This is a genomic window from Anoxybacillus andreesenii (genome assembly GCF_030813005.1).
Lineage (GTDB): Bacteria > Bacillota > Bacilli > Bacillales > Cytobacillaceae > Robertmurraya > Robertmurraya andreesenii.
This window is the reverse complement of record NZ_JAUSTU010000002.1, coordinates 304196-324997: the sequence shown is the minus strand read 5'-3', so window position 1 is coordinate 324997 and position 20802 is coordinate 304196. Positions and strand designations below refer to the sequence as shown.

Genomic DNA, 20802 nt, shown 5'->3' with positions numbered 1-20802 from the left:
ATAGAAATAGTCATAAATACAGAAAAGGAAAAATTATTTACAGAAACTTTTTCACTTTGGATAGTATATAACAATAGGTAATGAATATGTGTGTGAATCAAGAGGGCTAACTGCGGGAACTTTTAGTCCTTTTTTTAGTGTTATTTTTCCGATAATTATTAGAATATTCGCATTTAAATGCTCGTCTCTTAATATAGTAAAAGTAAACAGGCTACATTTTTTACGGAGGAAGGTCTATGAAAAAGGGGGTTATGTGATGCTACATATTGTTGCTTGCATTAAGCAAGTGCCCGACACGAAGATTATCAAAATGAATCCGAAGACAAATACGATGGATCGGCGGACCGCACCAGCGATCCTGAATCCTTATGATGCCCATGCAGTGGAGGAGGCCGTTCGATTAAAAGAAAGATATGGGGGCAAAGTCTCCGTTCTCACGATGGGTCCACCTCCTGCGGTGAAAGCGATTAAGAAGTGCATCGAAATTGGAGCGGATGAAGGCTATTTAATTACGGATCGGCGGTTTGCTGGAGCAGATACGCTTGCAACCAGCTATGCCTTAACAAAAGCGCTAGACAAAATCTCAAAGGAAAGCCCTGTTGATTTGATCATCTGTGGAAAAATGTCGATAGATGGTGACACGGGACAAGTTGGTCCTGGAATCGCAAGGCGACTTGATATCCCTCCGCTTACCTCGGTTAATAAGGTTGTTGAGATAAACAAGGATGAAGGGTATATGAAAGTTCACCGCAAGCTGGAGGATGGCTATGAAGTCGTTCAATCGACCTTGCCATGCCTTCTTTCAGTTGAAAAAACGATTAATGAGGTACCCTATTCTCCATTCCCCAATATGTTAAAAGCAGCAAGATATCAGCCCCATATCTGGTCTGTCGATGATTTAGAGGATGTTGATATTAAACAGCTGGGTTTGAAGGGCTCGCCAACCATCGTCTCGAAGGTCTGGTCTCCACCGAAGCCAGAAGGAGGCACTCTTTTGGAGGGAAATCCAAAGGAGCAGGTGGAACAATTGCTTTCTATTATTCTTGAAAAGAAAGAGCTGTTTACAGTGAAGGGGGAGGCATAATGGATTTCCACGATTACCAAGATGTATGGGTATTCATTGAAGAGAAGGATGGGGCGATTGCTCCTGTTTCTCTAGAACTCTTGGGAGCGGGAAGGGGGCTTGCGGATAAGCGGGGATGCAATCTTGCTGGCATACTAATTGGGGAAAATATCTCCCACTTAGCCGATACAATGTTTGAGTATGGTGCAGATATTGCCTATATCTATGACCAGCCGATTTTTAAAAACTACCGAACAGAATCCTTTATGCAGGCCCTTCTTCATTGTTCAAACAAATACAAGCCTGAGATCATCCTCTATGGTGCTACCTCAACAGGAAAGGATTTAGCGAGTGCGGTTGCTACTGATTTACCAACAGGGCTGACCGCAGATACGACGGAGCTGGATGTTGAGGAGGAGACAGGGCTCCTGCTTGCGAGCCGGCCAGCCTTTGGCGGAAATATTATGGCAACGATCTTATGTAAAAAGTACCGGCCGCAAATGGCCACCGTTCGGGCCAAAGTGATGAAGGCGCTCACACCACAGCCTGGGAGAAAGGGCAAAATAATAGAAGAAAGCATCTCATTAAAAGAAGAGGACATCCGCACAAAGGTGCTGGAAATTGTGAAAGAAACGACAAAGAAGGTACGCATTGATGAGGCGGATATTATTGTCGCTGGGGGAAAAGGTTTGGGAAGCGCAGAGGGCTTCCAGCTGATTCACAAGCTTGCTGAAAGCTTGGGAGGTGCGGTCGGAGCCAGTCGTGATGTCGTGGAAGCAGGCTGGATTGAGCATGCCCATCAGGTTGGACAGACAGGTGTAACGGTTACGCCCAAAATATACTTTGCCATTGGGATATCCGGGGCCATTCAGCATATTGTGGGGATGAAGAACTCAGGGCTTATCATCGCCATTAATAAGGACCCGGAAGCACCGATATTTGAGGCTTGTCATTATGGAATTGTCGGAGATGCCTTCGAAATTGTTCCGATTCTAATTGAACAGTTTCAACAGGCCATGACAAGGGAGGAGGTTAGTCATGTCGGAGAAGTTTGATGCCATTGTTGTCGGTGCAGGCCCAGCTGGAATTTCGTGTGCTTACGATTTAGCAAAGGGTGGGGCTAGTGTTCTCCTTTTGGAACGAGGAGAATACCCAGGCTCCAAAAATGTCATGGGCGGTGTTCTTTACCGAAAGATGATGGAGGACTTGATCCCGGGGTTTTATAAGGAGGCTCCGCTTGAGCGTCCCATCACGGAGCAAAGATTCATGATGATGGATAAGGAGTCAGCTGTTACCTTTAGCTATAAAGGAATGGAATGGGCAAAGGAGCCCTATAATAATTTCACAGTCCTGCGCGCAAAGTTTGACCAATGGTTTGCTGATAAAGCCGTTGAGCAGGGAGCGATTCTCATTAATGAGACGGTCGTACTCGAATGCATTGTGGAGAATGGGAAGGTGATTGGAGTAAGGACGGATCGTCCGAATGGAGAAGTGTATGCGGATGTAGTCGTTCTTGCTGATGGAGTCAATTCCTTACTGGCACAATCCCTCGGTTTCCATAAAGAATATCGACCAGATGAGGTCGCTTTGGCTACGATGGAAATTTTGAAGCTAGACAAAAAAATTATCGAGGACCGCTTTAATCTGGAGGATAACCAGGGTTGTACGATTGAACTATTCGGTGACGCAACGAAAGGCATTCTTGGGACGGGGTTTTTGTATACGAACAAGGATACGTTAAGCCTTGGGGTCGGAACGCTGTTATCCGGGCTGATTAAGCACAAGATCAAGCCTTATGAGCTGCTTGAATACGTCAAGAGTCACCCGATGATCCGCCCTTATATTCAAGGGAGTGAGCCTCAGGAATATTTAGCCCACTTGATTCCAGAGGGCGGCTATAACTCCATGGGGAAGATTGTAGGGGATGGCGTGATCGTGATTGGGGATGCTTCACAGCTAGTGAATGCGATTCACCGGGAGGGCTCCAACCTCGCTATGACCTCAGGCCGTCTAGCTGCAGAAACAATCCTTTCAGCGAAAGAGGTAGGGGATTTCTCTGAAAGAATACTCGATCAATATCGTACGAAGCTCTTATCCAGTTTTGTTGGTCAGGATATGAAAAAATATAAGGATTCGACCCATCATTTTGATAAGTTCCCGCAATATTTTACAGACTATATTCCGATGGTGAATAAGGCAGCAAGTCAAATGTTCACCGTCGATGGCTCATCGAAATGGGAAAAGCAAAAGAAGATTTGGAGTGATCTAGGCACCACAAAGGAAAAAATGAAGTTAGCTCGCGATGTGTACCGAGCGTGGAAGGTGATTAAATAATGAGTGGACAGAAAAACTATCAGTCTATCGAGGAAAAGCAGTATCTTGTTCGCTTTAATGCCGATACAAAATCACATCTTCATGTGAAGGACGAAGACATTTGCTTAACGAAATGTCCAGATAAAATTTGCACCATCTTTTGCCCAGCTGAAATCTATAAATGGGAGGATATTCGCATGCATGTTGGCTATGAGGGCTGTCATGAATGTGGAAGCTGCCGAATTGGCTGTCCGCATCAGAATATTAGGTGGGAATATCCAAAGGGTGGTCATGGAATTGTCTTCCGTTTAGGATAATTGAAGGAGATGAGGGCTCACGTTGTGAAGTCCTTTTTTGTTGGGGGGGATATGTACTTTTTTCACAATTCTTGGTAAAAAGGAAATAAAAATATCCTTTTATGTCTTATTTATCTTTGAATGGTCATCAGTTGATCCTGATTGGCTTTTGACTCGAATTCCTTTAAGATCTCTAAAGCTTCATGAAAGGATGCAAGATATGAGGTTCGAAAGAATGGAAGCCAATAATTGAATCCCCCTCCCTCATCGGAAGGATAAATCAAGACGCGCCATTGGCACTGCCCTCTAGTGAACTCATTTCCTTCTAATGCAATTAACCAATGGGTAAAATGCTGAAAGATATCTACACAATTGGACTCATTCTGTATCGCCAATCGGTCGTTTGGGTGAATGGGAATAGGCTTCTTTTGATAAAATTCCCGAAAATTAATGGTTTCTACCATCTACATCGCTCCTTTAATTTATTGTTTTTTATAGAATGAGAATATATGAAAAGTTAAGTAATTTAGATTAGTATATGTTTGAAGAGAAAAAAAGATTTATATTTATTGAATATTTAGAAAACAAAACAGAAGCTGTCTTCATACCGACAGCTTCTAAGCAACAGAACCCTTTTTCTCACAAATGCAAACTGAACCCTTCATGAAAACTTAACACTGAGTTAACCAAACTTCCAGAATATTTACATTCACTTTACATTCCCTCTGTATAATTTGAGATACGATTATGATTATTGGAGGGCATTCATTTGAAAATTCGCAGTTTGAGCTCATCAAGGACATTCAGGGAAAAATATTTGCTAGCACTTCAAAAGTTAAGCTTAAGTACCAGACTTTTTATTTTATTTGTGTCTCTACTTATTCTCGCAGTTGTTGGAGTAGGAGCGAGCTCCTACCTTAAATCAAAGGAGACAACGATGAATGCAATTGAAACAAGATTAATGCGTGAAACGGAAATGATGAGCTATGTGGCTGAGAATCTAAAGTTTGTATACATAAGCGATGAGAAATATTTTATGCAGCAGCTTGAAGCAAATGTCCGCTCCCAATATGAAATTCTCAAGAATGATGGAATATCTGCGGAAATCCTGTACATAAAGGACGGAGAAACCCATCCTTTCAAGGTGAGTGCAAAGTCCCTTCCAACCCTTTCTGAGAAAACAAGTGCGAAGATTATCGCTTCAAAGAAAGGCCTGTTCCATGAAAAGATTGGAAATGAGGAATACACGATTACCTACCGGGAATTGAAGGAATTGAACGGCATTTATGTCATGCTTGTACGCACTCATTCCTATATGGAGCCTATTAACCAAATGGTTTATTTTACGATTACAGGAATAATCATTAGCATATCAGTCGCCACTGCTATTATTTTGTTGTTAATGAGAACGGTGACGAATCCTCTGAATATGTTACGAAATACCATGAGGAAGGTTCGCGATGGAAAAATAGAGGCAGCCAATCCTATTCGAACAACAGTCCCAGAAATTACTTCCTTACATAAAAGTTATAACTCTATGATTGCTCATATGGAGGAATTATTATCTAAACTGAAAACCACGATAAAAGAGCTTGAGCAAACCGGCGGGGATTTAATGAAATCCTCCAACCATGCTCTTGATTCTGGCCATGATCTAGTAACAGCCATCATGGTCGTTAAGACGGGTGCAGAACAAACAGCAAGCAGCTCCGAGGATAGCGCAAATCGTTTTAGGGAAATGAAACACTTCATTGAAACCATGATCGAAAGCATGGGATCAGTCTTTGAGGGCTCTATGCAAATGAACAAAACAGCTAAGTATGGAGAGGCCAATATCAGTCAATTGATTTCGACATTTTATCAGTTTGAAAAAGATTTTGAACATCTAACGAACACGATAAATGAAGTGAAGCATTTTTCTAGTATTATTACGAAGCTGGTTGGACTTGTTAGCGGAATATCAGAGCAAACGAAGCTCCTAGCTTTGAATGCTTCGATTGAGGCTGTACGAGCAGGAGAGTCAGGGAAAGGATTTTCTGTAGTGGCACAGGAAGTGAGAAAGCTGGCGGAACAATCCACTAAAGTAACGGAGGATATTACATCGGCCATCGGCAATATGGAAAATATAACATTAGGTGCCACTCATGCATTTGAACGGATGCACTCGAAAGTTAAGTCCAATTTGTCTATGGCCAGTGAGGTGAAAAATTCCTTTGATGACTTAATGGAGAATATTGTAGAAGAGAGCAGAAGTCTCCAAGGGATTCAGGGGGAGCTTAAGGGATTAGTAGAAATTCTACCAAAACTAGAGCAAGCAACTATTCATTTTACCTCCATTTCTCAGGAGACGGTGGCTAGTTCAGAGGAAATGCTCACCATTAGTGAACAACAGATTGAATTAATGGAAAATACAAATGGCATCGGGACTAAATTGAACCAACTATCACAATCTCTCACGAAAATAACTGAGCGTTTTCAGCTTCAAGATGAGTAAGCACCTTATCAGAGCGAAAAAACCGCCTGTGATTTTTCATATCACAGGCGGTTAATGAGTATTCATATGAGAAAAACGGCTGTCGTAATGGCTCCAATCGTAATAATCACAGCGATTACTTTAACAAAAGGAGAGAGATGGTTGCTTCCTTTTTCATTAATCTCTTTCTCCTTTTCATTGACAATTTCCCGATACCCAGGCTTGCAGCAGCTCAATTAGGCCACCTTATTCCAGCCAGATACATCTTCTTCAAGCGGAAGATTATTTGCACGAGCTTTATTCGCCGCAATGAAGAAGAGAACCAATAGGATGGCAGATCCTATGAAACCGCCAATCCATGATGCTGTCATCGACATTCTAAAACCAATTTGTGCATTTAGAATATAAGTGATGACCATGACGAGCATGAAAGAACCTGGAATCAAAGCGACAAAGTAGTTCTTTTTCGCAATATAGAGATACATCGCCCCTACGAATAAGGCAATAACAGCGGTTGACTGGTTCGCCCAGCTGAAATATCTCCAAAGGATATTAAAATCAATTTGCGTAAGTGCAACAGAAATTGCAAACATTGGTAATGCAATCCAAAGACGGCTGCTAAATTTCTTTTGAGCAATATTCAAATAATCAGCAATAATCATACGTGCACTACGGAAGGCGGTGTCTCCAGAAGTTATTGGAAGTACGACAACTCCAAGTACCGCAAGTGTTCCACCGATAGCACCAAGTAAAGTAGTTGAAACTTCACTTACAATCGCCCCTGGACCACCAGCTGCAAGTAATTCCTGTAAACCACCATAGCCATCAAACATACTCATAGCGGCAGCAGCCCAAATCATCGCAATAATACCCTCTGCAATCATCATACCGTAGAAAATTTTTCTTCCTTGCCCTTCCTTTTGAGTGGTACGTGAAATCATCGGTGTTTGAGTAGCATGGAAGCCTGATAGAGCACCACAAGTAATGGTAAAGAATATCAATGGGAAAATTGGTGCGTTAGCAGGGTGGAAATTAGTTAGTGAAAGCTCAGGAATTGGAGCCCCTGTGATAATTAGCCCACCGCCTACACCAACAGCACTAATTAATAGCACTGCACCAAAGTACGGGTATAAGCGTCCAATGATTTTATCAAATGGTAGTAAAGTGGCTAAAATGTAATAGATAAAAATCGCTGCAATGATAATCCCTATTGCAATCTTCCCTTCCGTTAATACATGAAGAAGGCTTGCTGGTGTGGAAACGAACACCGTTCCAACTAATATGAGCAGTAGGAGTGCAAAGGCATTAACAACATGCTTCATTGCTTTTCCCAAGAATTTGGTTGCTAGCTCTGGAAGATGTGCACCCTTATTACGGATTGAAATCATTCCCGTTAAATAGTCATGAACAGCCCCGGCAAAGATACAGCCGACCACGATCCAGATGAAAGCAACTGGTCCATAAAGCGCTCCCATAATAGGTCCAAATACAGGTCCTGTTCCAGCAATATTGAGAAGCTGAATCAGGGAGTTCTTTGGTGTACTCATTGGCATGTAGTCAACACCATCTGCATTCACATAGGCAGGCGTTGGACGTTCTTCCCTTACACCAAACATTTTTTCGATAAATTTTCCATACGTAAAATAACCAATAATTAAAAGTGCAATTCCACCTAAAAATGTGTACATCTCCTCACTCCTTCTATAAAAATTTGAAATTACTATTCATTATAAAAAGAATGGGCAAATCTAAGGAGGATTTGAGACAACAGGTAGAAAATTCAGGTTATTATGTCAAATGTAAGGGTTTACATGTAAAAAATTCGATTATTACTTGTATGTACTATGAATATAGTATTTATTTAATTTCTAATTTTGCTCTTAAGGCTTTTACGTAGTTTCTGCTTACCGACAATTGTTCCTTTCTTCCAGCAATTTGGAGCTGGTAGGCACCGTTGAACCAAGGTGTTAGTCGTACGACATATTCAAGATTAACAAGGAAGCTTTTATGAATTCGGAAAAAACCAAAGGCCAAAAGCTTATTTTCTAAATCCTTAAGTGATGATTTGGTTTCGAACTCTCCATTATTCGTAATGAGCTTGGTCATTTTTTCTTCTTTAATAATATAGAGAATATCCTTTGGTTCTAGATAAATAATTTCCCCATCTGCCTCTACAGCTAGTTTTCCAGAAAATTTCTCTGAATCAAGCTCCATATCCAAATTGAAGAACTTATCAATTCGGGCAATGGTATCCTGAAGCTGTTCCTCATCATAGGGCTTAAGCAAATAATCAATTGCATTCAAGCGAAAGGCTTCTGCTGCAAATTGAGGATAAGCGGTAGTAAAAACAATAAGAGGAATCTTTCTTAATTCCATCAGAGCTTTTGCCGCACCCATTCCAGATAGCTTCGGCATCTCTACATCCAAAAAGACCACGTCGGGCTGTAGTTCAATTGTTTTTAGAATGGCGGATTCTCCCGTTTCAGCTTCCCCCACAATTTGTATGGAATGAAAGGAGCTTAATAAATGTTTTAACTCATCTCGGCTATATGGTTCATCATCCACTATGAGCACTTTGATAGATCCTGTCATGTATATTCACCTCGCTACATGGGACAGAAAAGCTGATGTCTGTTCCCATATTTAATTCGCTTTTTATAAGGAGGGCGGCTTGCTCACCAAACTTCATCGTTAATCTTCGGTTGACATTATATAGAGCTAATCCAGTCCCAACATCAGAATGAATAGGGGCCTTACTTAGCTGTTCGGCTCGTTTAGTGCTCATTCCATTGCCATTGTCTATTACTCTGACAGAGATATGTCCATCTAGTTTTTGAATCTTAATTTTTAGAACAAAATTGCTTTCTTTGTTTTTCATCCCATGCTTTATCGCATTTTCGACAATGGGCTGCAAGGTTAAAGGTGGAATTTGTTGAACAAGCGCATCTTCATCAATTTCATAGGCGATTCTCAGTTTATTGACGAATCTCGCTTCTTCAATTGCTAAATAGGCCTTTACATGCTTTAATTCCTGCTCGAGTGTGGTTGTATGCTCGGTTGTAATTTCTAGATTTTGCCGCAAAAATCTAGAAAGATAGATAAGCAATTTCCGAGCCTTTGCTGGTTCAATCCGTACAAGCGATAGGATCGTGTTTAACGTATTAAATAGAAAGTGAGGGCTAATTTGTGCCTGCAACACCTTGATTTCAGCCTCTCTCGCTAGCTGGTAGGCCTTCTCTACATCGGCAATTTCAAGTTGATTACTAAGCAGTGAGCTTATGCCTGCAGTTAGCTCCATCACGACAGGATTGACCTCTTTTTCCGAGCGGAAATAAAGCTTTAATGTACCAATCGTCATCCCACGTTGTTTAAGGGGAGCAATCACAACGGTATCTAATGGGCACCCATCCATGCGACAATGGATATGCTGCCTGTTTGCAACAACGATTTCCCCCTCTTTAATCGCATCTAGTGTAATCTGCGTTTGGATAGGGATCCCCGCTCTGTGGTGATCCTCTCCTTGCCCTATATGAGCTAGAATATCGTTAAGATTGGTAATGGAAACGGCGCTTGTATTGATTTCCTCATTCAGAATATGACAGACTTCTTTGGCTGTATCATAGGTCAGTCCATTTCTTAAATGGGTCAGCGTCTTTTCCGCAATTCGCAATGTTTTTTGAGCGAGATGGGCACCTGCTTTTTCCTCTTCATTTAGGACATTTCGAATAATTAATAGAAACAGAGTACATCCGAGTCCATTGGCCAAAATCATAGGAATGCCAATAATTTCAACCAATGCAAGTGCTTTTTCAAAGGGCCGGGAAATGAGAAGGATAATGATCATTTGAATGGCTTCAGAAATAGCGCCAATCAAAAAAGCAGTTCCAGGTTTCACATGCTTCTTTTTCTTATGGAAAAATCCAGAGATCACTCCAGAGACAATGGCCGCAAGCCCACAGGCAATGCCTGTAAAACCGCCAAGTGTGAAACGATGGATTCCTGCGATTAAACCAGCACCGATCCCCACTTTGTATCCACCAAGAAGCCCTGCTAACACAACCCCGATGACACGGGAGTTGGCAATAGCTTCATCCGAGTTCAGATCGGAGGTCCAAGGATGGAATTGCAAGCTCTCTGTACTTAGCGTTAAGCCAGAATAGGTACCGATAATTCCAAAGGTTCCAAAGAATAGGATGGCGGTATATTGCTGTTTTCGATTAAGATCATCGTGATAGAACATATCTCGAAAAAAACGGAACCGAGTGAGGATAAACGCAATCATCACAAGGATCCCAAGGCGTTCGATCATCGTAATTAACAAGATAAACATGGAGAGAACTCCTTCCTATAGGTGTTATAGGACAGTTTCTATTATTAATTATACATGATTGCGAATATTCGTAGTAATATTTAAGATTAGATATAAGCAGAACAAAAGCTAGTTATTTTTTTCTTGTCTAGTCCGAGGTTATATGTTGATATCAATATTTCCTCTTAAAATTTCGGTGGAGTGATGTGCATGCAAGATTTTGCTTTTTCCACATTAGATGCAATCCTGTCTTCTTTAGAGGAGGCAATCTCAGTTGTGAATGTGAAAGGAGAGATTGTTTATTGGAACGAAGCAGCGGAAAGTACGTATCAAATTAAAAAGGAAGAAGTACTAGGCAAGGATATCCGGCAATTTTTTCAGAAGGAGGATATCATGCATCTCAAGGTTTTGGAAACAAGACAGCCAGTTCGAGATGTCTACCATATTCCGAGGCCAGATAAGCATGTTCTTATTAGCACAAGCTTAATTTTTAATGAGGAAAATGAAGTGATTGGGAGCCTATCGATAGAGAAGGATATTACATCAACGATCCAGTTGAATGAGCAGCTTTCCTCCGCATCGAAGGAGCTGCAACAGCTTAGGCACCACATGAACCAGCAGCATGATGATCCTTTTTCAAAAATCAAGGGAATCAATACTGTCCTACAACAGACCATTCATCATGCAAAAAAAATTGCGACTACAGATGCGACGATTCTAATTAGTGGGGAAAGTGGTGTTGGTAAAGAGTTATTTGCCCATGCCATTCACGAGAAGAGCTTGCGCAATGAGAAGTCCTTCATTCCTGTAAATTGTGGGGCAATCCCAAGTGCTTTGTTCGAAAGTGAATTATTTGGTTATGAAGCAGGGGCCTATACCGGCGCTGCAAAGGGAGGAAAACCAGGGAAGCTGGAGCTTGCGGACGGTGGAACCTTGTTTTTGGACGAGGTTGGGGAGCTTCCTTTGGATATGCAGGTAAAGCTATTAAGGGCCTTGCAGGATAAAGAGGTATATCGAATTGGAGGGGTAACACCCAAAAGGCTGGATGTGAGAATTATTGCTGCGACCAATCGGGTATTAGAAAAAATGGTGGCAGAAGGGAAATTTCGTTCCGATCTGTATTACAGGCTGAATGTTTTTTCAATTAAGATTCCTCCTCTTCGGGAGAGAAAGGATGATATCCCTCATCTTGTCTATGACTTTCTTGAGGAATATGCCCACAAGTATGATAAAAAGGATTACAGGATTACCGAAGGAGCCTTATCGATTTTAAGTCGATATCAGTGGCCAGGGAATATTCGCGAGCTCCGAAATATGATGGAAAGGCTCGTCGTGCTGAACGATCATGGGGAGATTACAGAGTCTGATGTGTTGCAAATCTTAGATGATCATCTGGAACCCTTGCAATCTCCTGATTTACCAGTTCCCACCCTAATAGAGGAGAAAGAAAGGCTGGAAAAGGAACGAATTAGGGAAGTGCTTTACAGTACCTACGGGAATAAGAGTATAGCAGCGAAGAAGCTTGGCATGTCACGGGCAACACTATATAAGAAATTAAGAAAGTACGGAATATTTTTTGAGGACTAGTAAAAAGGGGATCGCAAAACGAGCTGGTGGAAATCACGAGCTCGTTTTGTGAATATTTATATTTTGTTTTCTGGCATTTCCTACGTATAGCTGGAATAACAGGAGTGCGATAATTGAAAGGACAATTCCTGATATATATGGGAGTCCAACGGATACAGAAAAGAGCCATCCACCAAATGTAGGACCAATAATTCTACCTAGAGAGTCAAAGGAGGATAGGAGCCCAGTCGTGCTTCCATGTCCGGCATTTGCCTTTTTTGTTAGTAAGGAGGATACCGCCGGTCGAATAAGTCCATTGCCAATTCCAAAAATCGTTAAGTAAATAGCAGCTGTTACAAAATTATTGGTCAATAATATTAAGCCAAAGCCGATTGCGGAGATAAGAATCCCTGCTTGGATCACAATGCCTTCTCCAAATCGCTTCGTCAGCTTTCCCATTAATCCCCCTTGAATAAAGGCCTGTCCAAATCCCATGATCATAAAGATATATCCCAGTTTAGCGGAATTTAGGTCAGCTTTTTGCGCGGCAAAATAAGCAAAGGTTGCTTCAAGTCCCGCTAACGAGATAGAGACGAAAAGCTGAAGAATGAATAGCATCGAAACGGGACTGCTAAGTGCTTGCTTCAAGGAACGATTCTCTTTTGACGCCTGGTGCCGTTTTTCTGGTGTTAAGGATTCCTTTAAAATCACCATGACAGCCAAGAACGTCAATAAGGATGAGGCACCTGCTATGAAAAACGGAAGATGCAAGTTGGATTGCGAAAAGACGCCCCCGATGGCAGGTCCGAAGATAAAGCCAAGACCTGTGGCCGCACCGATAATACCCATTCCTTTCCCGCGATCCTCCTCAGATGTAATGTCTGCTACATAGGCCATGACAGTTGGCATATTTGCAGAGGATAAAATCCCCCCAATTACCCGAGCTAAGAAAAGCATCCATAACTGTGTTGAAACGGCCATTAGGAAAAAGGAAATCGAGAGTCCTAAAATCCCAATCATGATGACAGGCTTTCGGCCAATGCGATCGGAAATGCGACCCCACATTGGGGCAAAAATCAATTGCATGAGTGAATATATCGACATTAATAATCCTAGTTCAGTTGGGGAGGCACCAATATTCTCCGCATAAAAGGGAAGCACTGGGATAATAATTCCAAACCCAACCATGACGAAAAACATAACAGCAAATAAAATAGGCAAAGATTTCTTTGATTCCAAAGACGTCCACTCCAAGCTTCGAGTAAGATTGCAAAAATAGTCGGATGATTTTTCCATCAATAAAGAGATTATAACCTAACCAAGCTTGAAATAGAAATCCCATTTGCGTAGGATTCTCATCAAATGATTACTCATACAAAAGACGCTTCCCTAGGGAAGCGTCTTAATTTCATATTGGATTTAGATAACCCCTTGGGCAATCATTGCATCTGCCACTTTTTTGAAGCCTGCAATGTTAGAGCCAATTACAAGATTGCCTGGATAGCCATAATCTTCAGCCGCATTCATGCTGCGCATATAAATATTATGCATGATTTCGTGGAGCTTTTTATCGACCTCTTCAAAGGTCCATGAAAGTCTCATGCTATTTTGTGCCATTTCTAGTGCCGATACGGCTACCCCGCCTGCGTTCGCTGCCTTCCCAGGTGCAAATAGAACATTTCCCTCCAAGAAAACATCGATTGCTTCCAAAGTTGAAGGCATATTGGCTCCCTCACCAATGGCTTTGACTCCATTGGCTACTAGAATCTTGGCAGAAGTCTCATCAATTTCGTTTTGTGTTGCACAAGGTAATGCGATATCACAAGGGATGGACCAGATTCCAGATGAGCCCTCCACATACTCGGCCTCAGGATGCTCAAGGACATATTCCTTAATGCGCTTGCCTTCCACCTCTTTCAAACGCTTAACGGTTTCAAATTTAATGCCATTCTTATCGTAAATGTAGCCGTTGGAATCACTACAAGCTACCACATTTGCCCCTAATTGCTGGGCTTTTTCAATCGCATAGATGGACACATTTCCGGATCCCGAAACGATGACAGTAGAACCGCTGAAATCGAATCCTTGATCCTTTATCATTTCCTGGACGAAGTAAACAACGCCATATCCTGTGGCTTCCTTTCGTCCTAAGCTTCCACCGTATTCCAAGCCTTTTCCAGTGAGGACGCCCGCTTCGTAGGATCCTTTTAATTTCTTATATTGTCCAAACATATAGCCGATTTCTCTTGCTCCTACGCCAATATCACCTGCAGGAACGTCGATGTCTGGACCAATATGTCTAGCGAGCTCGGACATAAAGCTTTGCGTGAAGCGCATGATTTCCCCATTTGATTTTCCTTTTGGGTCAAAATCAGAGCCGCCTTTTCCTCCTCCAATAGGCTGTCCGGTGAGCGCATTCTTGAAAATTTGCTCAAAGCCTAGGAATTTAACGATGCTGGAGTTAACGGTCGGATGGAAGCGGATCCCTCCTTTATATGGCCCAATCGTATTGTTGAATTGTACGCGATAGCCGCGATTTACTTGTGTTCTTCCATTATCATCAACCCAAGGGACTCTAAAGGAAATGATTCGGTCTGGCTCAACAATCCGTTCAAGGATGCTATGCTCCATATAGCAAGGCTCTTTTGCAAATAAGGGAATAAGGGAATTAAAAATTTCCCGAACAGCTTGGTGGAATTCCTTCTTATGTGGATCCCTCTTTACAACCTTCTCGTAAACATCATCTACATATTGTTTTGCTGAAAGCATTTGTGGATCCAATTTTTCTGTTGTCAATAGCATGTGTTTTTCAACTCCCTCTATATCTATCATTTTAGGTATATTGCTAAAGAGATTAAATTTTCGAACTTTAAGATGGTTTCTTTATTAGGTGTATTTTATAATTTATAAATAATCTAATCAATATGAATAATAGATGATATTAATGCTGAATTGATATGAATTGGGTGTGATGAGGATGGAGTTAAGACAAATTCAATATTTTATTGAAGTGGCAAAGAGGGAGCATGTGACAGAAGCGGCCTTGTCATTACATGTGGCTCAATCGGCGGTGAGTCGGCAAATCTTTAATCTTGAGTCGGAATTAGGGGTGGATTTATTCATTCGTGACGGCCGAAATGTAAGGTTGACGCCGATCGGAAAGATTTTTTTGAATCATATGGAGCAAGCGATGAAAGTAATTGAAAATGCGAAGAGAGAGGTAGAAGAATATCGGGATCCGGAAAAAGGGGTTGTGCGGATTGGCTTTCCAAGCAGTCTCGCCCACTACACTTTGCCGACTGTCATTTCTGCCTTTCGTGAGAAATATCCAGAGGTGAAGTTTCATCTCAAGCAAGGCTCCTATCGTGATTTAACTGACAATGTGGTCAAAGGCGATATCGATATGGCCCTGCTTGGACCTCTGCCAAAGCATGACAAGGTGAAGGGGACGATTCTTTTTACGGAAAAAATTGTTGCGCTACTACCGATGAATCATCCCCTAGCTGGAAAAAGAGAGCTTAGCTTAAGTCAATTGCAGAATGACTCCTTTATCTTGTTTCCGAATGGTTATGTATTAAGGGATTTGATTGTGAACGCTTGTCAGCAAATCGGCTTCAAGCCCCAGGTTTCCTTTGAGGGTGAGGATATCGATTCCATTAAGGGGTTGGTTTCGGCTGGGTTAGGCATTACCTTAATTCCGGAAATTACGGTTGTTGATTGCTTACCTCGTTCGACGGTGATGATTCCAATTGTTGAGCCAAGGGTGACCCGCTCGGTTGGGGTCATTATTCCAAAAGAACGTCAGCTACTGCCGACCGAAAGGCTTTTCTATGAGTTTTTGAAGGAATTTTTCTATATGTTGGATAGTTATCAGAGGTAAATGGGAATGAATTCGGGGGAATTGAGATGAAAATTATTTTTCGCTTCATGCATCCATATCGGTTGGCCATGTGGATTGCCTTATTTTTTACGATATTTGAGCTTGTCGTGGAGCTATTCCAGCCTGTGATTATGGGGATCATTATTGATGACGGTATTGTCGCAGGGGAACTTTCTGTTGTTTATTGGTGGGGCGGTATCCTTCTGGGGTTATCGGCCTTGAATTTTGCTGGAGGAGTCATCAATTCCTTTTATGCTGCGAAGGTTAGCCAGGGTGCCGGTTATGATATGAGGAAGGGATTATTCAAAAAAATCCAGGAGTTTGCTATTCATCAGTTTGAAAAATTCCCAACCTCATCCTTGATTACAAGGTTAACGAATGATGTGACGCAGATTCAAAACTTCATTTATATGGGGCTGAGAATTGCATTAAGAGCGCCGTTATTTATTATCGGAGCGATGATTATGGCTTATACAGTGAATGTGAAGCTTGCAAACCTATTATTGCTCTCCGTTCCATTTCTATTGTTGATTACCTTATGGATCCTGCGTAAAGGCGTGACCCTTTTTCAACAGGTTCAGAGAAAGCTAGATACCGTGAATCGGGTCATTCGTGAGAATCTACTAGGGATTAGGCTTGTGAAAGTATATGCACGAGAAGGCTTTGAGGAAGAGCGATTTAAAAAAGTAAACACTTCGTTAATGAACGACAACAAGAAAGCGCTGCAAATCATGGAACTGACCATGCCAATTTTGACTTTTGGGATGAATGCTGCCATGATGGTCATTCTTTGGTACGGTCATTTGGAACTGTCTACTGGAGGTGCGAAAGCAGGCGAGATTGTAGCGGTCATTAACTATGCGACAAGAATCATGTTCTCCTTTACAATCTTTTCTTTTTTAATGATGAACTACTCTAGGGCAAAGGCTTCTTCTACAAGAATAGGAGAGGTGCTCGCTGAGGAGACGAAAGAAATCAAGTCAAAGTCTGTTATTAAGGAAAGCGTAGAAGGTGCGGTTGATTTTCATCATGTATCATTTCGCTATCAAGATCAGTGGGTGTTGAATGATATTAATCTATCCGTGAAGGCGGGCGAATTGGTAGGAGTTCTTGGAGAAACCGGTTCAGGGAAATCCACCCTATTTCAATTAATTCCACGTTTATATGAGGTCACATCGGGTGAGATTTTCATAGACGGGAAAGAGATTGACCAGATTCCAACGGAGTACCTTCGAAGCCAAATTGGCCTTGTTCCGCAGGAGGCCTATCTTTTTTCAGGAACCATACGAGAGAATATTTGCTGGGGGAAGGAGGATGCGAGCATCGATGACGTCATGGAGGCGGCCAAAATGGCGGAAATTCACGACTTCATTCTGACCTTGCCTGAAGGGTATGACACGCTCATTGGTCAACGAGGGGTGAACTTCTCAGGCGGCCAGAAGCAGAGGCTTTCGATTGCAAGAGCTCTCGTTAGAAAACCGAGCATCCTGCTGTTAGATGATAGTACAAGTGCTTTGGATGCCCGAACCGAAGCGAGCATTCTTGCAACATTGAAAAAACAAAGCTGTACCGTATTCATCATCGCTCAAAAAATTAGTTCAGTGAAGGATGCGGATCAAATCCTTCTTCTCCAAGAGGGAAGGCTTATCGCAACGGGGGATCACAGCACACTTCTTAAGGACAGCAGCTATTATCAAAGGATCTATACATCGCAGGCAGAACAGGCGGAGGTGGGGAAAATTGGCTAAGCAGAAAAAACCACAAAATATGAGTACCACCTTGAGAAGAATATGGGGTTATATGGCGAAGGAAAAGGCTTTATTTATTCTTGTGATGGCCATGCTGATCATGAGCTCGGTCCTTTCCTTAATCGGTCCGTATTTGATGGGAGTCGCAGTGGATGACGTGATAGCTGGCTCGGGTGGGAAGGAGCTATTTATTATGCTTCTATGGCTCAACCTGATATATTTAGCGCAGTCAGGAGCGATTTTTTTCCAGAACTATTGGATGATTGGAATCGCCCAAAATGTTGTGTTTGTGATGAGAAATCAATTGTTCTCCCATCTTCAAAAGCTTCCTATCTCCTTTTATCAAAAACGTCAGCATGGAGAATTAATGAGCCGTCTGACGAATGATATGGAAAATGTCAGTCGGACGCTAAATTCAGCTGTTATCCAGGTCGTTACAAGCACCTTAACGATTATAGGTACAATCGTTGTCATGCTGTGGCTCAGTCCCTTATTAACGGTTCTGACGCTATTAATTGTTCCCGCATTGTTTGCGGGGATGAAATGGATTACCAATCGGACAGGCAAGTATTTTAAGGAGCAACAAAAAACACTAGGTGATATGAACGGATACATCGAGGAAGCCATCTCTGGTCAAAAGATCATCAAGATGTACTCACAGGAAAGGCGTGTCATCGAGGAGTTTGAGGAAAAAAATGAAGCGCTCCGCACCTCTAGCTACTGGGCGCAAAGCTATTCGGGCCTCATACCAAAGCTCATGAACATGCTCAATAATATCAGTTTTACAATTATTGTTGGGGTGGGAGGAGTACTAGCTCTAAAAGGAGCTGTCTCCATTGGTGTAATCGTCACCTTCACGACCTATGCACGTCAATTTACCCGCCCCCTGAATGATTTAGCGAATCAGTTTAATATGATTCTATCTGCTGTTGCTGGTGCGGAACGGGTATTTCAAATCATGGATGAAGAGATGGAAGCCAAGGATGAATCGGAGGCAAGAGAGATTGCTACTTTAAAAGGAGAGATTGCCTTTGAGCATGTTTCCTTTTCCTATGATCAAGAGCTGGCGACGTTACGGGATGTATCCTTCCATGCTTCTCCTGGTGAAATGGTTGCCCTAGTTGGACCAACGGGAGCGGGCAAAACAACGATTATTTCCCTATTATCCCGCTTTTATGATGCGGATGATGGTGTGATTTTGGTTGACGGGCTTGATATAAAGAAAATCAAGAGAGAAAGTCTACGTCAACAGATGGCTTTTGTCCTGCAGGATTCGGTTCTTTTTCGTACAACCGTGAGAGAAAATATCCGTTATGGAAACCTGAAAGCAACAGATGATGAAGTAGTGGAGGCTTCCAAAAGAGCTAATGCTCACGATTTTATCATGAAGCTTCCAAAAGGGTACGACACCGTTTTGAGCACAGAGGGAAGTGATTTAAGCCATGGCCAGAGGCAGCTGCTTTCCATTGCCAGGGCGATGCTGGCGGATCCTGCTCTTCTTATATTGGATGAGGCAACGAGTAGCATTGATACCATTACAGAACTGAAAATTTCTGAAGCCTTAAAGACGTTAATGGCTGGAAGAACCTCCTTTGTCATTGCCCATCGGCTGAATACCATTCAAAACGCTGACCTCATCATCGTATTGAAGGATGGGGAAGTGATTGAAAAAGGAACGGATCAGGAATTGATTGAGAGGAAGGGCTTCTATGCGGACCTCGTTCATGCCCAAAGGCAGAAGGGGGCGGTGTAGTTTTTTTTGGACATTCCGGAACCACAATCTCAAAAAAACATCCATTTAAAAAGACCAGATTGAATCAACCAATCTGGTCTTTGATAGCTGTTACAAGTTATATTTTTTTAGTCTTTCATTCATATCGTTGGACAAGGCGCTTAAGTTTTCAGCCGTTCTTCTCATCTCCTCAAATACGTTTAATTGAGATTCTACTGTTGCTGCAAGCTCCTCGCTAGCAGCTGCTGTTTGTTCGGAAATGACAGCAGTATTTTTTATAGCGGAAATCGATTGATCCTTCCCAGACTCCATTTGCCGGATCGCGTCATTCATATCATTAATTTTCATGGTAATGGCATCAATAGCCTTGGCGATTTCCTTAAAGGAGGAATCTGTCTGATTGACCGCTTCAGCCTGCTGCTGTGAGACAATTTTAGCTGAATTCATGGCTGCAATTGCTTCTCTCGAATCCTCTTCAATGCTCATCATCAAATTGCTAATTTCTTCAGTTGAACCTTTGCTTTCGTCCGCAAGCTTTCTTACTTCATCCGCTACAACTGCAAATCCCTTTCCTGCTTCGCCGGCACGGGCAGCTTCGATGGCTGCATTGAGTGCAAGCAGGTTCGTTTGATCGGCAATATCTTTAATGGAGCTAACAAATGTTTCAATATTAGCAAGCGTTTTTGCTAAATTACCGACAGCCATGGAGATTTTTTCGAAGGCATCATTATGCACTTCAGATTTCTCTCTTAATGTTTGAACGGTATACAGGCCTGATTTATTTAAATCATTCACATGGTCTGTTTCTTGAATGATTGAGTCATAATTTTTCGAAACGATGCTAATTTGCTGAGAAAGATTCTCCATGATTTGGACACTATTTTCTGCTTCAGTCGCTTGCTTTGAAGCACCTGTCGCAATTTCATCGATGGTTTGCGACACACCATTGATTGATTCGGTAACAATTTGGACCTTTTCCGTCATATCAATGGATGATTCAATAATCGATTTCGTTAAACTAGTTGTCCCAGAGATGACAGAATGCATGTCCTCTGCTACTGCATGAAGATGAGTCTGAATTTTATTTAGCAGTTTGTTATTTCCGGTTGCCGTTGAGGAAATATTGAGCTTTCCCGTGCTGACCGCTTCTAATACTTCAGTAAAGCCCTTGACAGACCTCTTAATAGATTTTGAGATCAGCATAAATAATAAAATTCCGAGGACCATATTGAAAGCAACACAAACGAGTATGATACTAAACATACTACCATGTCCAGTCATTGCTTTAATAATCAATCCTAAAATAACCCCCATTCCGAGAGATAGGAATAATAGTAGGGTAATAGTGGATGAAATAGTCTGTTTGATAGAGGTAAAAAGCCTTGTTTCTTCTTTACTACTCTTCGAACCAGTGCTCATAAG

The 20802-nt window shown here is 42.0% G+C and carries 17 protein-coding genes; 9 read left to right on the top strand and 8 right to left on the bottom strand.

Annotated elements, in window-relative coordinates; all coding sequences use genetic code 11:
- Positions 1-256 precede the first annotated feature (256 nt).
- Genes J2S07_RS03535 through J2S07_RS03520 form a run of 4 tightly spaced genes read left to right on the top strand, consistent with a single transcriptional unit; the run spans position 257 to position 3693 of the window.
- A complete protein-coding gene (locus J2S07_RS03535) occupies positions 257-1084 on the top strand; it encodes an electron transfer flavoprotein subunit beta/FixA family protein (protein ID WP_307149015.1) in 828 nt (275 codons plus the stop codon).
- Complete coding sequence (locus tag J2S07_RS03530) at positions 1084-2118, top strand: electron transfer flavoprotein subunit alpha/FixB family protein (RefSeq protein WP_307149014.1); 1035 nt, start codon at positions 1084-1086, stop codon at positions 2116-2118. Before J2S07_RS03535 ends, J2S07_RS03530 begins: the two co-directional genes overlap by 1 nt.
- A complete protein-coding gene (locus J2S07_RS03525; RefSeq protein ID WP_307149013.1) occupies positions 2102-3397 on the top strand; it encodes an FAD-dependent oxidoreductase in 1296 nt (431 codons plus the stop codon). The genes J2S07_RS03530 and J2S07_RS03525 overlap by 17 nt, the downstream gene beginning before the upstream one ends.
- Positions 3397-3693 carry a ferredoxin family protein gene (locus tag J2S07_RS03520; protein ID WP_307149012.1) on the top strand — a complete coding sequence of 99 codons (297 nt, stop codon included), beginning with the start codon at positions 3397-3399 and terminating at the stop codon, positions 3691-3693. The genes J2S07_RS03525 and J2S07_RS03520 overlap by 1 nt, the downstream gene beginning before the upstream one ends.
- A 110-nt stretch (positions 3694-3803) precedes the next feature.
- Here J2S07_RS03520 and J2S07_RS03515 read toward each other — a convergent pair whose 3' ends face one another.
- Positions 3804-4136, bottom strand: coding sequence for a hypothetical protein (locus J2S07_RS03515; protein ID WP_307149011.1), 333 nt, complete (start codon positions 4134-4136; stop codon positions 3804-3806).
- Between the two features lie 305 nt (positions 4137-4441).
- On the opposite strand from J2S07_RS03515, the gene J2S07_RS03510 reads away from it, so the two are divergent.
- Positions 4442-6166 (top strand): methyl-accepting chemotaxis protein, encoded by a 1725-nt coding sequence (locus tag J2S07_RS03510; RefSeq protein WP_307149010.1) that lies wholly within the window; start codon positions 4442-4444, stop codon positions 6164-6166.
- Between the two features lie 62 nt (positions 6167-6228).
- Here J2S07_RS03510 and J2S07_RS03505 read toward each other — a convergent pair whose 3' ends face one another.
- The 4 genes from J2S07_RS03505 to J2S07_RS03490 form a co-directional block, all read right to left on the bottom strand.
- The gene (locus tag J2S07_RS03505) at positions 6229-6381 is read right to left on the bottom strand and encodes a hypothetical protein (RefSeq protein ID WP_307149009.1); all 153 of its coding nucleotides are present in this window, start codon (positions 6379-6381) and stop codon (positions 6229-6231) included.
- On the bottom strand, positions 6382-7833 hold the full coding sequence (locus J2S07_RS03500) for a carbon starvation CstA family protein (protein WP_307149008.1): 1452 nt from the start codon (positions 7831-7833) through the stop codon (positions 6382-6384).
- 169 nt (positions 7834-8002) lie between these two features.
- On the bottom strand, positions 8003-8737 hold the full coding sequence (locus tag J2S07_RS03495) for a LytR/AlgR family response regulator transcription factor (RefSeq protein ID WP_307149007.1): 735 nt from the start codon (positions 8735-8737) through the stop codon (positions 8003-8005).
- Complete coding sequence (locus tag J2S07_RS03490) at positions 8703-10475, bottom strand: sensor histidine kinase (protein WP_307149006.1); 1773 nt, start codon at positions 10473-10475, stop codon at positions 8703-8705. The genes J2S07_RS03495 and J2S07_RS03490 overlap by 35 nt, the downstream gene beginning before the upstream one ends.
- 189 nt (positions 10476-10664) lie before the next feature.
- Between J2S07_RS03490 and J2S07_RS03485 the strand changes: the two genes are divergently transcribed.
- Positions 10665-12041 carry a sigma-54 interaction domain-containing protein gene (locus J2S07_RS03485; RefSeq protein WP_370872779.1) on the top strand — a complete coding sequence of 459 codons (1377 nt, stop codon included), beginning with the start codon at positions 10665-10667 and terminating at the stop codon, positions 12039-12041.
- A gap of 33 nt (positions 12042-12074) precedes the next feature.
- Here J2S07_RS03485 and J2S07_RS03480 read toward each other — a convergent pair whose 3' ends face one another.
- The gene (locus tag J2S07_RS03480) at positions 12075-13259 is read right to left on the bottom strand and encodes an MFS transporter (RefSeq protein WP_370872778.1); all 1185 of its coding nucleotides are present in this window, start codon (positions 13257-13259) and stop codon (positions 12075-12077) included.
- Positions 13260-13439: 180 nt separating this feature from the next.
- Complete coding sequence (gene gdhA / locus J2S07_RS03475; protein WP_370872777.1) at positions 13440-14822, bottom strand: NADP-specific glutamate dehydrogenase; 1383 nt, start codon at positions 14820-14822, stop codon at positions 13440-13442.
- Positions 14823-14997: 175 nt separating this feature from the next.
- On the opposite strand from gdhA, the gene gltC reads away from it, so the two are divergent.
- From gltC to J2S07_RS03460, 3 genes are read left to right on the top strand one after another with little or no spacing between them, the layout of a single operon-like run.
- Positions 14998-15900: a glutamate biosynthesis transcriptional regulator GltC gene (gene gltC, locus J2S07_RS03470; protein ID WP_307149004.1), complete on the top strand. Its 903-nt coding sequence runs from the start codon at positions 14998-15000 to the stop codon at positions 15898-15900.
- 26 nt (positions 15901-15926) lie between these two features.
- Positions 15927-17648, top strand: a complete 1722-nt coding sequence (locus J2S07_RS03465; RefSeq protein WP_307149003.1) for an ABC transporter ATP-binding protein — start codon at positions 15927-15929, stop codon at positions 17646-17648.
- 19 nt (positions 17649-17667) lie between these two features.
- Complete coding sequence (locus tag J2S07_RS03460) at positions 17668-19401, top strand: ABC transporter ATP-binding protein (RefSeq protein ID WP_307149049.1); 1734 nt, start codon at positions 17668-17670, stop codon at positions 19399-19401.
- A gap of 90 nt (positions 19402-19491) precedes the next feature.
- Here the strand turns inward: J2S07_RS03460 and J2S07_RS03455 are convergent, their stop codons facing one another.
- A complete protein-coding gene (locus tag J2S07_RS03455) occupies positions 19492-20799 on the bottom strand; it encodes a methyl-accepting chemotaxis protein (protein ID WP_307149002.1) in 1308 nt (435 codons plus the stop codon).
- Positions 20800-20802 lie beyond the last annotated feature (3 nt).

Excerpts from the sequence above, each read along its gene's own strand:
- J2S07_RS03535 (WP_307149015.1), top strand. The coding sequence starts at position 257 with ATGCTACATATTGTTGCTTGCATTAAGCAAGTGCCCGACACGAAGATT.
- J2S07_RS03530 (WP_307149014.1), top strand. The coding sequence starts at position 1,084 with ATGGATTTCCACGATTACCAAGATGTATGGGTATTCATTGAAGAGAAG.
- J2S07_RS03525 (WP_307149013.1), top strand. The coding sequence starts at position 2,102 with ATGTCGGAGAAGTTTGATGCCATTGTTGTCGGTGCAGGCCCAGCTGGA.
- J2S07_RS03520 (WP_307149012.1), top strand. The coding sequence starts at position 3,397 with ATGAGTGGACAGAAAAACTATCAGTCTATCGAGGAAAAGCAGTATCTT.
- J2S07_RS03515 (WP_307149011.1), bottom strand. The coding sequence starts at position 4,136 with ATGGTAGAAACCATTAATTTTCGGGAATTTTATCAAAAGAAGCCTATT.
- J2S07_RS03500 (WP_307149008.1), bottom strand. The coding sequence starts at position 7,833 with ATGTACACATTTTTAGGTGGAATTGCACTTTTAATTATTGGTTATTTT.
- J2S07_RS03495 (WP_307149007.1), bottom strand. The coding sequence starts at position 8,737 with ATGACAGGATCTATCAAAGTGCTCATAGTGGATGATGAACCATATAGC.
- J2S07_RS03490 (WP_307149006.1), bottom strand. The coding sequence starts at position 10,475 with ATGTTTATCTTGTTAATTACGATGATCGAACGCCTTGGGATCCTTGTG.
- J2S07_RS03485 (WP_370872779.1), top strand. The coding sequence starts at position 10,665 with ATGCAAGATTTTGCTTTTTCCACATTAGATGCAATCCTGTCTTCTTTA.
- gdhA (WP_370872777.1), bottom strand. The coding sequence starts at position 14,822 with ATGCTATTGACAACAGAAAAATTGGATCCACAAATGCTTTCAGCAAAA.
- gltC (WP_307149004.1), top strand. The coding sequence starts at position 14,998 with ATGGAGTTAAGACAAATTCAATATTTTATTGAAGTGGCAAAGAGGGAG.
- J2S07_RS03465 (WP_307149003.1), top strand. The coding sequence starts at position 15,927 with ATGAAAATTATTTTTCGCTTCATGCATCCATATCGGTTGGCCATGTGG.
- J2S07_RS03460 (WP_307149049.1), top strand. The coding sequence starts at position 17,668 with ATGAGTACCACCTTGAGAAGAATATGGGGTTATATGGCGAAGGAAAAG.
- J2S07_RS03455 (WP_307149002.1), bottom strand. The coding sequence starts at position 20,799 with ATGAGCACTGGTTCGAAGAGTAGTAAAGAAGAAACAAGGCTTTTTACC.